This window comes from Enterobacter huaxiensis (genome assembly GCF_003594935.2).
In the GTDB taxonomy this organism is placed as follows: Bacteria; Pseudomonadota; Gammaproteobacteria; order Enterobacterales; family Enterobacteriaceae; genus Enterobacter; species Enterobacter huaxiensis.
Genome location: NZ_CP043342.1, coordinates 3829708 through 3843225 on the forward strand (window position 1 = coordinate 3829708; position 13518 = coordinate 3843225).

Consider the following 13518-nt stretch of genomic DNA (forward strand, 5'->3'; position numbering starts at 1 on the left):
TTATTTCGCCAGCGTTAAGCCGGCCAGACGCACGATGCCGTCCGGATAAGGTTTAAAGCCCTGCACGCTCTTGTTCAGGCCGAAAATACGCGGCTCAAAGTAGAGGTAGGCAATCGGCATGTCGGTCTGGAGCTGCTTCACTACCTTGTCGTACAGCGGCTGGCGTGCGGACTGATCGGTGCTCTGGCGCGCCTGGGTCAGCCACTCGTCGACCTGCGCGTTGCTGTAGCGGCCGTCGTTCAGGGTGCCTTTGCTGTTGATAAAGCCGTAGATGCTGCCGTCCGGATCCGGGCGTCCCGACCAGCCGGAGAAGCTCAGCTGGTAGTCACCGCTCTGCTGGCGATCCAGCAGCGTGGCGAATTCGGTCATCTGCAGGTTGAGGGTGAAACCGGCTTCGGCCACCATCGCCTGCAGCACCTGGCCGACCTGCTGCGAGGTTGGGTTGTTTGGCACCAGCAGGTTGACGGTCAGCGGCGCGGTGATGCCTGCCGCTTTCAGCAGGGCTTTGGCCTTGTCGACGTCACGCGGCGGCACCGGCAGCTTAACGTGGTACGGGCTGACCGGTGAAAACGCCTGGTTCGCCGGGGTGTAAAGCCCCTCAAAGACCACCTGGTTCAACGCATCGCGGTCAATCGCCAGGGAGAAAGCTTCGCGCACGCGGGCGTCCTTGAACGGATCGTTCGCCGGAACCTTGCCGTTGTTGATGTTGAAGGTGATGCCCTGATAGCCCAGGCCGGTTACCTTCGCCAGCGCCAGCCTGCTGTCGGCTTCCACGGTTTTGACGTCGCTGGCGGCAATGCCCTCGGTCAGGTCGAGATCGCCCGCGCGCAGGTTTGCCAGGCGCACGGAAGCATCCGGGATCGGCAGGTAGATGATTTTGTCGAAGTGGTAGGCGTCTTTATTCCAGTAGTTGTCGAAGCGCGTCAGAACGATACGGTCCTGCGAGACGCGGCTGTCGAATTTGTACGGGCCGGAACAGACAGGGTGGGCGGCAAAGTCGGGCTTTTTCGCCGCCTCGGGGGCCATCATCGCCCCCGCGCGGTCGGTGAGCTGCATCAGCAGGGCGGCATCAGCCGTTTTCAGGTGCAGGGCAATCTGCATCGGGCCGGTGACCTCTACCGACTCAACGGAGGAGATCTCGCTTTTGCGCAGGGAGCCTTTTAAGGTCAGGGCGCGGTCGAGGTTGTATTTTGCCGCGGCGGCATCGAATTTCTCACCGTCGTGGAAGGTAACGCCTTCGCGCAGATTGAGCGTCAGGGTTTTACCGTCTTCGCTCCAGGCCCAGTCTTTTGCCAGACCCGGCACGACCTTCAGGTTTTCATCCACGTCCACCAGCCTGTCGCACAGGGAGGCAAACACGAAGCGGCCGTAGTAGGTGCGCGCCAGATACGGGTCGAGCATGTCCGGGTCTGCCCCCAGGCCAATTCGCAGCACGCTTTCAGAATGGGCGGGCAGCGCCGCGCCAAGCAACATAACACTTCCCAGTACGGTCAAAAGAGAATTACGCATTGTCATTATCATGAGTTCCTTGAAGGAAGGGAGGAGTGAGTAGCCGCGTGTTCAAACAGCGCGCGGCGGCGCAGAAATGCGGCGGATGGCGGTGCAACCTGGATAACGCTGCGATCGCGATTAATCTCCTGCCAGCGGTGGCAGGCAACCTGACGTCCGCCGTCCAGCACCTGATTAATCGGCTCGACCTGGCGGCATTCATCGGTAACGTACGGGCAGCGGGTGTGGAAACGGCAGCCGGACGGCGGGCTGGCCGGGTTAGGCAGATCCCCCTGCAGCAGCGGCGCGTTTCGCTCAACGCCCGGCTGCATTTGCGGTGCAGAGGCGATCAGCGCCTGCGTGTAGGGGTGCAGCGGCGCGTCGAAGATCTCATCCACGGTGGCAAGCTCGACGATTTGCCCGAGATACATGACCGCCACGCGGTCGCTCATGTGGCGGATTACCGCCAGGCCGTGGGCGACAATCACCATCGTCAGCCCCAGCTGGTGCTTCAGGCTTTCCAGCAGGTTCACCACCTGCGCCTGGACGGAGACGTCCAGCGCGGAAACGGGCTCATCGCCCAGCAGCAGCTTTGGCCCCGACGCCAGCGCGCGCGCAATGCCGATACGCTGGCGCTGCCCGCCGGAGAACTCGTGCGGATAGCGCCCGGCCCAGGCTGCAGGCAGGCCAACGGTTTTGAGCAGCTCGGCAACGCGGTACTGCCGATCCGCTTTTTTCATGTTCTGATGCAGCCACAGCGGCTCGCCGACGATCTGCTCCACCGTCATACGCGGGTTCAGCGAGGCGAAGGGATCCTGAAAGATAATCTGCAGCTCGCGGCGAAGCTGGTTCAGACGAGCGCCCGAGGCGTGGGTGATCTCCTCTCCCTGATAAAACACGCGCCCTTCGCTGGCGGCCAGCAGGCGCAGCAGCAGACGGCCGAGGGTGGATTTTCCGGAACCGGATTCGCCCACAATCGCCAGCGTTTCGCCCGGCATGACGGCAAGCGAAACGCGGTCGACCGCCGTGACAAACCGCGCCGGGGCAAAGAGTTTTTTCGGTCCGGGGAAAAGCTTGCTCAGATCGCAGGCTTCAAGAATGGGCGTGGTCATGCGGTCTCTCCCAGGGCAATGTGGTGTTCGAGCGGCACGCGGAAGCAGGCAACCTGATGGCCGGCGCCGAGCGCGGTGAGCTGCGGTTTTTCAGCGTGACAGCGCGTCTGCGCGAAGGGGCAACGCGTCGCAAAACGGCAGCCCGTCGGCATGGATTCCGGCAGCGGCACCGACCCGGGAATGGTCGAGAGCTGGCCCTTGCGTGCGCCAAGCGACGGAATCGAGCCCATCAGGCCGATGGTGTATGGGTGCTGCGGGTCGGCAAATATCGCCTCAACGCTCCCCTGCTCCACCACCTGGCCGGCATACATGACCGCCACCTGCTGCGCAACTTCCGCCACCACGCCCAAATCGTGGGTGATCATCAGCACCGCCGTGCCCGTCTCGTCTTTCAAGGTGTTAAGCAGGGTGAGAATTTGCGCCTGTATGGTGACGTCGAGCGCGGTGGTGGGTTCATCTGCAATCAGTAATTTAGGATGGTTGATGAGCGCCATGGCAATCATCACGCGCTGGCGCATGCCGCCGGAAAGCTGATGCGGATAAGCCTTAAGGCGCATTTCCGCCGCCGGGATCTGCACCTTTTCGAGGATCTGCAGCGCGACCGTCATCGCCTCAGCTCGCGAGACGTTCTGATGGCGCATGACCGCCTCACTGAGCTGGTCGCCCAGCGTGAACGCCGGATTGAGCGAGGTCATTGGCTCCTGGAAAATCATCGCCAGCTCGCTGCCGCGCAGGCCTGCGTATTCCCGCGGCGAGAGCTTTCGCAGGTCGTGGCGGCGAAACTGCATCTCGCCGCTGACAATCTGCGCGCTGGCGGGCAGTAAGCCCATCAGCGCCAGCGATGTGATACTTTTCCCGCAGCCAGATTCGCCCACCAGCGCCAGCGTTTCGCCCGCCCTTACGGCCAGCGATATGCCATCGAGCACGCTAACCGGGGAGCCTGCAAACCTAACGTTAAGGTTTTGCAGCCTCAGTACGGGGGCGGCGTCCTTAAAGGGTATTGTCGTCATAGCGTGGAGTCGTCCTCAAGGTGAATGGCCTGTATAAGGGCGGTTTGCAGTGTGAGTAAGTGCTCACGCATGGCGGCCGCGGCTTCATTAGGCTGGCGATGGATAATCGCGGACATGATTTTGTGATGGTGGTCGTTGTAGCTATCGACACGTTCAGGGGTGCGGGCAAGCTCGCGCAGATGCTGCCAGCTGGGTTCACGGCGGACGGCATCAATGGCATCGAAAAGGCCGAGCATCAGGCGGTTACCTGCGGCCTCCGCAATGGCGCGGTGGAAGGCGCTGTCCCACAGTTCGTTGAGATCGCGGTCATCCGGGCTGACCTTATCAATGCGTTCCAGCATGCGCTGCATGAGCGCGAGGTTTTCCCTGGTGGCACGCAGTGCCGCAAGCCGGGCCAGGCCGGGTTCGAGCTGTAGACGAGCTTCCATCACTTCCAGAAGGTTGGTTTGCTGAACCAATCCCTGAAGGGCCAGCGGCTCAACGGGCGCAGCAGGACCAATAAAGGTGCCTTTGCCCTGCTTACGCCAGATACGCCCTTCTTCTTCCAGCACGTCCAGCGCGCGACGCACTTCACGTCGACCTACGCCGAGAGTATCCGACAGCTCACGTTCAGTGGGCAGCGGAATGCCTGGTGTTGACTCGTGCTGGTTGATTAGCCCGCGCAGCTGCTCAAGCGCGGTGCTGGAATTTGCCAGAAACCGTGACGGTTTTTCCATATTGGTTCGCTCGCTTTCATCATGACTTTATTTTTATTAACGATAAGTTATTGATATGAAATGAAGCTTATCGTGCTAATGATTAAGCAATAAGCGAACCAATAAATGATTGGTTTATGAACCTTGTGGAAATTAAGCGGTAACTAAATGATTTTCTATGAATTATTTTTACATAATTATTACATTCAGAGACGGAAAGATGCGTGTTTAAAGGGATTAAAGCACAAAATAAGTGCAATAAATGCACCAACACAGTGCGAATGTAAAATTAATGCACTAAAATAGTTAATTAATGGTTAACAAAAAGAAATGAGTCACTGGTGTTTTGTCCCCTCCACTGTGTATCCACTGCCTTAGCGTCTGGCGGTGGGCCATAAGGCGGCTAAAAACGAACGCTACCTGTCAGCAGTGTCCGTCTTGAGAGTATCCCTAAACCGGCAATGAGCGCTCAAAGGCGCGGATAGATAGATAAACATTATTTGATAATTTCATGTGGGGATAATAATACGCTCCATGTAATCTATAATTATAAACATTCTGGCTTATAAAGAAGGCAATCATTAATCAAAAGATAACAGATTTAAACCTGGCAGCATTTGACGCTGTATAAATCACAGTATTTTGGATATTTCGGTGACCTAAATAATCCTGTATAAGTCGAGTGTCACATCCTTTATCTGCCAGGGCATAACCACACGCATGACGTAACATGTGCGGATGCACATCAATATTAATATTCGCAGCCTGTCCAGCCTCTCGAAAAATACGATACAATTGCTGTCTGGATATCTTTTTACCGTGCCTCGACAAAAAAAGATACTCCGACTCCGAGCCTAAGTAGCCCGCTCGTTTCTGCATCCATGCTTTTAGCGCCACCAGCTCACGGTGTTGCAGAGGGTGTTGTACCGAAAATCCATTTTTTAGCCTTGAGATATAGATTATTTTGTTAGAAATTTCGATATCCCTCAACTTTAATTGCGACAACTCGCTTACGCGCAGTCCGTGTATAAAACACATTAACAGCATGCATTTATTTCTTTCACTGTTTTTTGTGGTAGCCACGGCAGAGATTAATCGTTCAACCTCATGCACGGTCAGGTATTTTCTTCTCTTCATTGTCATATTTCTTTTTTTATATTTTCACTTTTTCGTCTACACCTTACACTCATAAACATTAACTGCGGGCAAGGACATCAGCGACATATGAAAAACTCATCATTCAGTTAAATCAGGTGATTTTTTAGTACTGCCCAGATAAATTTATCATACGGGAAAACATTAAGGATATTTTTTGATTCAATAAGATAATTACTTCATCATTGTGCAAAACTTAGCGCAGTCAGGATTCGCAGTCACATAATCCTGGCCTGGAAAGATTAAATCACAATGAGATGGAAAGTTGGAAGTGCAATTTTTTATAAAAACGGAACGAATGCGGAACCCTGGCACTCTGAAAGACTACAAATTAGATTTATAAACTATAAATAAAACATTTAATAGATTATTAAACCTTAAAATACAATTAAAATGCCAGGTAACAGAGGATTCATCTAAAAGAGAGCAAATAAAATACATTTATGGGAAATGACTTAAAGTTTAATAGGAATACCCGTTCCATACCTTATGAAGATCATAACGCAGTGAAATAGAAACAAACAATTTCCTTTAAAAACATCTAGTTATATAAATTTCAACACGCTATTTTTTAACTTATAAAAAATAATTGAAATGTTTACCTTCCAATCAATTAGTGAGAAAAATCTTATTAACTCGGTTTTTTCTGAGATAATGAGTAAGAATTCTCCCCCTCCATAAAACGTTTTACGTTTTGAATTTGTCGCACTTATGCGGTGTGGACTAAGAGTAAGTAGCACATAATGCAAAATTCTAACCTTTGGTCCGGCAACATGCATGGTCAAGCTCCCCTCACAGGCTTTCCCTACAACTTAAGCAAAGTATGAGATGGCTAGATTTTGTTGGTAAAGAACGGGATAAGGATATCGACGTTCTTGAAAAGAATAAATTGAAAAAATGACGCATTTTCAAAACCAAATTTACTCATAATCGTTGATCTTACCTGATAAATCGATCGGAGAGATAAGCATGCATGTTCTGAAATTGAATGAACATTATGTTCGGCAGCAAGGTAGCGAATCATCGAACATTCACTTTTCGTTAATCGAGCACAACGGCTTTTTCCCGTCCGGGAGTCTCGCCCACAGAAGATGTCGTTCAGGCTGCGTTTGAACTCAAGCAACGATTGTTTGCTCTCAATCAGGTAGCTTTTCCCAGGTTTGAAGGGCGTAAAGGCGCCAGTTTTACCCCCTTGTAACCAGACGATTTTCTTGAAGGTGCATGCTTCAAACATACTCAGCAGGGATAACCATTTTCCCTGTATATAGATATCGTTATCCACAATTAGCACAACAGAGCTGTCATTTCCCCACAGTTTACTGTGAAGATTATCATCATTTAATCTGACGTGAATAACGGTCGATTGCTGATACAATTGCGATATACCAAAATACAACCAGTAGTTATCAGTGAGGACAACGATGGGACTCTGATTAATGCGACCGCCCTCCACTGCGTTAACGCGTTTTTGCCTAATCATCTACCCCTCCTCCTTGATTAAATACACTGCTTAGCTGTAAAAACAGTTCCGAATCCGTCCTGATATCAAGCTTACGCATCGCGTTACACTTATGAGCGCTGATGGTTTTGATACTTAATTGCTTCATCTGAGCAATTTGCTGCAGATCCATACCGTGAAACAGATGCTTTAAAACATCCATTTCGCTTCGGGTTAATCGGGATGTGACACAAGGATGAGCCTCGGTAACTCGCGCAAGATCGCTACAGATTTTCGGGCTCAGGACGTGTTTTTTATCAAACGCCTGCCTGAAAAAACTCTCCGTATCCTGAAGTGACTCCACGCGTGCAATCACGCTGATGTTGTAATAATTCAGCAGATTTCGCAGCACATTGCTGTCATGGCAAGAGGTATAAACCACGATTGTCATGTCAGGAAACATGGCGTTCATTCGCAGCAGAGTTTCAAGCCCTGCCTGGACGTCCTCCTCAAAGCTTTGCAGGTCGGTGACCAGAAGATCGACGGGCTGATACATCAGGGCTTCCTGCATTTTGCGCAAACTCAGCTCCTGAAGCAGGATTTCATAATCATTGTTAATGGATTTAATCAGCGTCGAGAGCCCAAAAAGCGTCAAGGGATGGCTATCCATTAATGCTACGGTTCGTCGTGGGGTGCATGTCTGATTCATCAGGCTTTTCGCTCCTTGCTGGCCGGGGCTCCCGGCGCTTATCCATTTAAAAATACGGGTGAAATCAAAGGCCCGAAGTGGGTCCCACTTTCGCCATCCATGTTCCCTGAGCAAAGAGTTCACTATCATTGTGAAAACCCAGCTTCATCATAGCGTTACGTTTATGGGTACTAATGGTGCGAATATCGCGATGCAGCGTATGGGCCACGCTGGACACGCTCTGGCCGGAGAACAAACAGGCGAGGACATCTAGCTCTCTGGCGGTGAGCGCGGCATTTTTTGGGGTCGTTTTGGCAATAAGCTGCTGCACTTTTGGGCTCAGCCACTGCTGGCACCCTTGCATGCCTCTGGTAATACACTGCGTTAACGCCAGTGCAGGTTCATGTTTCAACAGGATGCCGTGTGCTTTAGAGGACACAAGCATTTCAAGCACGCGGTAGTCGCTAAAATCAGTACAAATCACAATCTTCATTGTGGGATGCGCTTCGCGCAAGTGCGCCAAAAGTCTCAGTCCATCGAGCATGAGTTCGTTTTCGCCACACACATCCATGATCAGCAGTGCAGGCGGCGCGATGAGAATTTGCGATGAAATTTCAGCAAGCGTGTGTACGACGTTTATCGGCTCGCGGATGCCGCAGGACGTCATCAGGACCTGCTTGATACCCAGCGCGGTGACTGAGCATGCATCCATGATCAATACCCCTTCCCCTTCAGAACGAGCGGGAGATAGGCGTGATGAGACATGGAGTGCCGTCAGGTTGTTAACACAGTTCATCTTCCCTCCTTGTTTTCTCAGTAACCCTCCCTGACGGGAGCATTTTCTGGAACAGATGCCTTACGTTATGCACGGGTCGCTTCTTGCGACCCGCTTCCTCACTCAATCATTGATAGGTAAAGGTGACCTGCATCGTTCCAACGATAGTTCCCGGTGTTGCATTGCCCTGCGCGGTATAAACGCGCGCAAGCATGTTGAACGTGGTACTGCGGCTTGCGGAATCAATGTTCTGCTGCATTTGCGCCGCATTTCCCAGCGGCGTGCCCGCGGAGTTTTGCACCTCGATTTGCACCTGAGACGCCGTGCCGGTGTTCGCATACATACTGCTTTCGACGTCATCCGCCGTGCCGTTCAGGGTCATGGTGGCAACCGTCGTCGAAACGGGACATTCGCTGAGTACAATTGAAAAAGGTTTCCAGTCTGTCGACGAACCAGGCTCTGCCAGCGATGACGCCTGGATTTTCTGGCCCAGGTCCACATTCAGCCCGCCAGACGGCAAATCGATGCTGCATGGCGAGGCTTTAATGTTGCCCGTGATGTTAAGTTGCGTATCAGCACTCGCCGGGGATGAAAGTACTACCGCAGCCAGCCACAGCATCAAGGCGGGCATTTTCCCCATGTTGTTCACATTGACCATTGCTTCCTTAACCATTTATTTTCCCTTCCCGTTTCATCGCGGAGTTACTCTATTTCAGCGCGTATCGTCGCTGTCGCATTGAAATCACCCGTGTCTGGCGTATTTCCCGTGGTATTAACCGGGAATAATTGAATTGCCGAGGTACCCACCTGCGCGGCGTAGTCCATGGTGAGCGGCAGACGTCCGCTTAATGGCGCAACGGTAGTTCCCGCGGCATCCTGAATTTTGACGCCTACGTCGCTGTTGGTCGTCGATAATACGGTTGGGTCGTTTGCATCCGGGGTCCCCTGGAATGAGAGACTCACCTTGACGCCTTCCGAAATATTGGTGCAGGCGACGTTAAAATTGACGTTTTTAGGCGTGAAGTTTTTCGCCATTTCACCCTTGGTGGCAATATCGCCTGACATAATGTCGCCGAATGGTACGGTGATAACCCCTCCGCCGTTGATCTCGCACGATTGCGGCACAGTCACTGACCCGCTCATCCACACGGTGGAGACCGGCACGGTAGACTGTGTCAGGGCATCGGAAGCGATATAGACATCAACGACTTTGGTCAGCGGGATAGCCTGAACCCCAACAAACGGACGCTTGAAGTATAAAGAGATCGACCCACGCGCCCCGGTAGCATAGGGATATCTGGCGCAGTTGACCGCGGTATTCTGGTTACTTACGCTTGTGAACGGCGTCGCTTTATTCGCGCCATATCCGCCCGCGATATACACCTCACTCGCCACCGCCAGATATTCGCTAATGCTGTAATAATTGAGGTTACCGTCGGTGTAGGCGAGCCCGGTATCCGGCACTTTTGCCGTGACGTACGCACCGGTATACGTACCGGTGCATGAACAAGTCACGTTGTAGTTTCCGCTCAGGTTCCACTGATAGGCGTTGTTAATAATTCTGCCCGTGGTGTTCTGCGTCGGATCCTGTAATAAATAATCCATCGGGAAGTTGTACGTCTTCGTGCCATCCGTTGGGGCACAGTCGCTGGCATGCGCGCGGGCACTCAGCGTGCCACCGGCCAGCGCCAGAAGAAGTAACGCCGCTTTTTTGCCACCGAAGGAACGGCATGAGGTGATATTGGCAATAAACATTTTCATGCGATTGATCATGTCCCTGTCCCGCCTTAACGGCAGTCTCCATTAATAAGTTGAATACCCGATGCAGCCGTTTGTTCTGGCAGACGATAGTTGACCAGGCACGTCTGAGCCGCTGACGTCCCCCATTTCACCCTGAGCGTCCCGCTGTCCGGCAGGCCGGACAGATAAACCTGCCCGCCGTCGCCAACGATGCTACCGTTACTTTTCTTGTCGTCGTTGAGGCCAGCCATTGCGCCGAACGGCACCGGCTCACCGTTTGCACGCGCGATCATCATCAGCACACGTCGACCGACGTTCGGATCAAAGTCAGCCCGTACCACGGCGCCGCGCGTTGGAATGACCGACGTACTGGTCAGGGTCATATCCACGTTGTCCGGTAAGGTTGCGGTATCAAGAGATATCTGGTTACGGCGATACGCCGTGGCGTATGGCACCACGGCATAACCACGCCAGTCGGTTTTTACCCCGGTATTGCTGGAGATGCTTACATCGTCCGCGCCCGGCGCTTTGACCAGTACCACCGTTTCGCTCAACGGTTGTGAAAGGGTTACGCCATTTTCATGAACCACAATGCCTCCCTGGAGACCGTAATCCATACGGCGCTGGCTACGGTCATAGCCGTAACCGGCATTCACTTCACCGTAAGTCCCTTTGTAATCCGCGCTGGCGTAACCGTTCGCACCCTGTCCCTGAGTGGTGTATCCCTGGCTGATGTTGTAGTTAAGGTTGCCGTCACGTAATGCTGTACCGCTCAGCCCCACGTTATGGGAGGTGCTACCATTTTTGCTACTGTTGAGGTTATAGGTGGCATAACTTCCCGGCAGCCATTTGCTGAGTGGCACGCTGATATTCATGGCAACAATTTGATCGGTGTAGTAAGTGCGGTGACCGTAGCTGTCCATGCCGTTTCGGTTGTAGGTGTAGTTCACCCCCCATGAGATACCTGACCAGGTGTTGTTATATCCCACACTCGCTGATTCGCTCGAACGGTCGTTGTTCCAGTATTCTTCTTTTACAAGGCTTAAAGAGAGCGCGCCGCCCTTTTGCCATAAGTTCTGGCTAAGGGTTAGTTCTGCCCGGCTCTTCTTGTGGTCGCTGTAATAACTGTTGCCGCTGGCATAGCTTTCCAGGGCTTCCTGAAGGGTATAGAAACCTGACGTCGAATAACGGTAGCTGGCCAGACTGAAGTTGGTGCCCGTCTCCACGAAGCTCTTACCGTAGCGCAGCCGCCAGGACTGGCCATTTTCTTTCTGAGCATCTTCCTGCTTGGTCCAAGCCTGCGTCACGTCAGCAGAAAGGGCACCAATGCGACCAAGGTTTTGCCCAATCCCGACCGCCACGGACTGATATTTACTTGCCGCCTGGATACCACCATAAACGGTAGCTCCGTGCGACAAGCCATAAATTGCGGTGCCCTGAGTAAACGGGGTCTTCTCAACATCATCGTTGTACGAGCGGTATTGACCGCTGGTAAAGCTGTATTTCAGGTGACCCTCACGCTGAAGTACCGGTACGGAAGCGAAAGGAACGACCAGCGTTCGCTCGGTGCCATTCGCTTCTTTAATCGTGACATTCAGATCGCCGCTGCCCGCCGTGGGGTAAAGGTCGGAAATGGCAAACGGCCCGGCAGGGACATAGCTTTGGTAGATAACGTATCCGTTCTGACGGATAGTGACCTGCGCATTACTTTGCGCTATTCCCCTTACTACTGGCGAATAGCCTTTCATGCTGTCCGGGAGCATATCGTCGTCCGAAGCAAGCTGAACGCCGCGGAAAGGCACAGTATCAAAGACCTCCGTCGGCGAGTTACTGTCGCCCAGCGTCAGCTGGCTTCTCAGTGCCTGAATATCACGTTGCAAATAGGTATTGATGGAGTCCCAGCTTTGGTTACCCTTGCTGTCGCGGTTCCAGGTGGAATAGTTGCGCAAACGCCAGGCACCCAGGTTGGCCCCGGAACGAAGGTTCAGGTAATAGGTGTTGGAATTATTCGTGTCACTGTTGCGCGCATCGGTGTTCGCACCGCTGAAGCTGTAATTAAGCAACAGAGCCGGAATTCCCGAATCCCATTTATCTGGCGAGACATAACCGCGTGCCTGCGAATTCAAGGCCGCCTGCGGAATGCTCAAATCCAGCCTCTGCTGGTCAAAGCGGAAATTAGCGGAGGACTGCGCAATTGAACCGGTAAAATTGGCACATTCATCTGTGGCCTGAATGCCCGGAAACATACCTATTTTGACGCCCATATCGCGTAGCAGTTCTCCGCTCAGACACGGCTGAAGGCTTTGCTTACCGGCAGCGTCAGTGGCCAACGCGAATTTAACGTCGCGAGTATCAACAGCTGAACCATTGAGATAAATATCAACACGGTAGGTGCCGGGGGCCTGTAAATCGCCGTCTTCAAAGATAGATAAATCAGCGTTACCCTGAACCGGGTTATCGATTTCTAATAAGGCAGGATTGAAATACTCTGCCGCATTGACCGCCCCCATTCCGCCGATTAAAAGCGCAACCTGACATGCGATAAGGCGCGCAAGACGGGACAGCCTGAAATTGGCCGCAACAGGAATCTTGGTTATTTCATTCATTTTCGTTGTTCCATGTGTTAACGCAGCTTAACGCTTGCGTTCATCACTTCCTTATTGACAGACGTAACAGCCCCCTGACGGCGATATCAGATAGTGCCCGTCATCGCTTTGCTGGTACCGCCATAGTCGTTAATAAACTGCCAGGACAGTGCCCCTCCGGCGGCGCTGGCCGGCAATTCAAAATTGGCCTGCGATTGCGGCGCGACTATGTTGGCGCTCTTCACCGCCGTGCCGTTGATGTTGACGTTGAAGAACGTGATGTAATGCGCGGAGGGGTTGGTTACCTGAAGTTGGTTACCGACACGTTTCCAGGTAAGGGTTTTCGCCGCCTCTTCAAGCGTGCTTTTCACCCCAGCAGGACGGAAAATAAGCTTTATGCGTGTCTTCACCGCAATTTGCAGCGTGTTTTGCCTCTTCTCCGCAGAAGGAATCGATTTGATATTCAGCCAGAACAGGGACTCTTTCGTCTCCGGGAGATCCCCACCAGCACGAACCACGCGCAAAATGTTTTGCTGATTACCGTCCAGGCGGAATAGAGGAGGTGTAACGATAAACGGAGCTTTGCTGGCCGGAACGCCCGCGCGCGCTTCCCCGCCGTCGACCCATGACTGAATTAAGTAAGCATGTTTGTCAGGATTACTGATATTGATGGATGACTCTTTCTTTGCACCGTCATAGATCAGACGCGTACCGCCAACCACTACACCCGCCTGCACTAACGTGCTGAAGGTCATTAATACTACTGCCACCGCAGCTGTGCGCCATGTATTCATGGTGTCTCTACCTGTCTTAACATTCAAAAAGATCAGAG

General features: G+C 52.7%; 12 protein-coding genes. All 12 read right to left on the bottom strand.

Annotated elements, in window-relative coordinates; all coding sequences use genetic code 11:
- Entirely contained in the window at positions 1-1515 is a 1515-nt protein-coding gene (locus D5067_RS18320) for an ABC transporter substrate-binding protein (RefSeq protein WP_210433785.1), read from the bottom strand.
- Positions 1516-1517: 2 nt separating this feature from the next.
- Positions 1518-2600: an ABC transporter ATP-binding protein gene (locus tag D5067_RS18325; RefSeq protein WP_119935400.1), complete on the bottom strand. Its 1083-nt coding sequence runs from the start codon at positions 2598-2600 to the stop codon at positions 1518-1520.
- On the bottom strand, positions 2597-3610 hold the full coding sequence (locus D5067_RS18330; RefSeq protein ID WP_119935401.1) for an ABC transporter ATP-binding protein: 1014 nt from the start codon (positions 3608-3610) through the stop codon (positions 2597-2599). The genes D5067_RS18325 and D5067_RS18330 overlap by 4 nt, the downstream gene beginning before the upstream one ends.
- Positions 3607-4326, bottom strand: coding sequence for a FadR/GntR family transcriptional regulator (locus D5067_RS18335; protein ID WP_119935402.1), 720 nt, complete (start codon positions 4324-4326; stop codon positions 3607-3609). The genes D5067_RS18330 and D5067_RS18335 overlap by 4 nt, the downstream gene beginning before the upstream one ends.
- A gap of 564 nt (positions 4327-4890) precedes the next feature.
- On the bottom strand, positions 4891-5442 hold the full coding sequence (locus D5067_RS18340) for a tyrosine-type DNA invertase (RefSeq protein WP_119935403.1): 552 nt from the start codon (positions 5440-5442) through the stop codon (positions 4891-4893).
- A gap of 850 nt (positions 5443-6292) precedes the next feature.
- Positions 6293-6940, bottom strand: a complete 648-nt coding sequence (locus D5067_RS18345) for a helix-turn-helix domain-containing protein (RefSeq protein WP_119935404.1) — start codon at positions 6938-6940, stop codon at positions 6293-6295.
- Positions 6933-7607, bottom strand: a complete 675-nt coding sequence (locus D5067_RS18350; RefSeq protein ID WP_125914524.1) for a LuxR C-terminal-related transcriptional regulator — start codon at positions 7605-7607, stop codon at positions 6933-6935. The genes D5067_RS18345 and D5067_RS18350 overlap by 8 nt, the downstream gene beginning before the upstream one ends.
- Positions 7608-7671: 64 nt before the next feature.
- On the bottom strand, positions 7672-8382 hold the full coding sequence (locus D5067_RS18355; protein WP_235843228.1) for a LuxR C-terminal-related transcriptional regulator: 711 nt from the start codon (positions 8380-8382) through the stop codon (positions 7672-7674).
- A 106-nt stretch (positions 8383-8488) separates the two neighbouring features.
- Positions 8489-9034, bottom strand: a complete 546-nt coding sequence (locus D5067_RS18360) for a fimbrial protein (protein ID WP_119935407.1) — start codon at positions 9032-9034, stop codon at positions 8489-8491.
- Between the two features lie 29 nt (positions 9035-9063).
- Complete coding sequence (locus D5067_RS18365) at positions 9064-10122, bottom strand: fimbrial protein (protein ID WP_243544813.1); 1059 nt, start codon at positions 10120-10122, stop codon at positions 9064-9066.
- Positions 10123-10148: 26 nt separating this feature from the next.
- Positions 10149-12707, bottom strand: coding sequence for a fimbria/pilus outer membrane usher protein (locus tag D5067_RS18370; protein WP_119935408.1), 2559 nt, complete (start codon positions 12705-12707; stop codon positions 10149-10151).
- An 86-nt stretch (positions 12708-12793) separates the two neighbouring features.
- The gene (locus D5067_RS18375) at positions 12794-13480 is read right to left on the bottom strand and encodes a fimbrial biogenesis chaperone (RefSeq protein WP_119935409.1); all 687 of its coding nucleotides are present in this window, start codon (positions 13478-13480) and stop codon (positions 12794-12796) included.
- Positions 13481-13518: the final 38 nt, after the last annotated feature.

What these genes read in the sequence shown, in the direction of transcription:
- D5067_RS18365 (WP_243544813.1), bottom strand. Translation starts at nt 10,122, where the DNA reads ATGAAAATGTTTATTGCCAATATCACCTCATGCCGTTCCTTCGGTGGC.
- D5067_RS18370 (WP_119935408.1), bottom strand. Translation starts at nt 12,707, where the DNA reads ATGAATGAAATAACCAAGATTCCTGTTGCGGCCAATTTCAGGCTGTCC.
- D5067_RS18345 (WP_119935404.1), bottom strand. Translation starts at nt 6,940, where the DNA reads ATGATTAGGCAAAAACGCGTTAACGCAGTGGAGGGCGGTCGCATTAAT.
- D5067_RS18320 (WP_210433785.1), bottom strand. Translation starts at nt 1,515, where the DNA reads ATGACAATGCGTAATTCTCTTTTGACCGTACTGGGAAGTGTTATGTTG.
- D5067_RS18330 (WP_119935401.1), bottom strand. Translation starts at nt 3,610, where the DNA reads ATGACGACAATACCCTTTAAGGACGCCGCCCCCGTACTGAGGCTGCAA.
- D5067_RS18375 (WP_119935409.1), bottom strand. Translation starts at nt 13,480, where the DNA reads ATGAATACATGGCGCACAGCTGCGGTGGCAGTAGTATTAATGACCTTC.
- D5067_RS18340 (WP_119935403.1), bottom strand. Translation starts at nt 5,442, where the DNA reads ATGAAGAGAAGAAAATACCTGACCGTGCATGAGGTTGAACGATTAATC.
- D5067_RS18325 (WP_119935400.1), bottom strand. Translation starts at nt 2,600, where the DNA reads ATGACCACGCCCATTCTTGAAGCCTGCGATCTGAGCAAGCTTTTCCCC.
- D5067_RS18360 (WP_119935407.1), bottom strand. Translation starts at nt 9,034, where the DNA reads ATGGTTAAGGAAGCAATGGTCAATGTGAACAACATGGGGAAAATGCCC.
- D5067_RS18335 (WP_119935402.1), bottom strand. Translation starts at nt 4,326, where the DNA reads ATGGAAAAACCGTCACGGTTTCTGGCAAATTCCAGCACCGCGCTTGAG.
- D5067_RS18350 (WP_125914524.1), bottom strand. Translation starts at nt 7,607, where the DNA reads ATGAATCAGACATGCACCCCACGACGAACCGTAGCATTAATGGATAGC.
- D5067_RS18355 (WP_235843228.1), bottom strand. Translation starts at nt 8,382, where the DNA reads ATGAACTGTGTTAACAACCTGACGGCACTCCATGTCTCATCACGCCTA.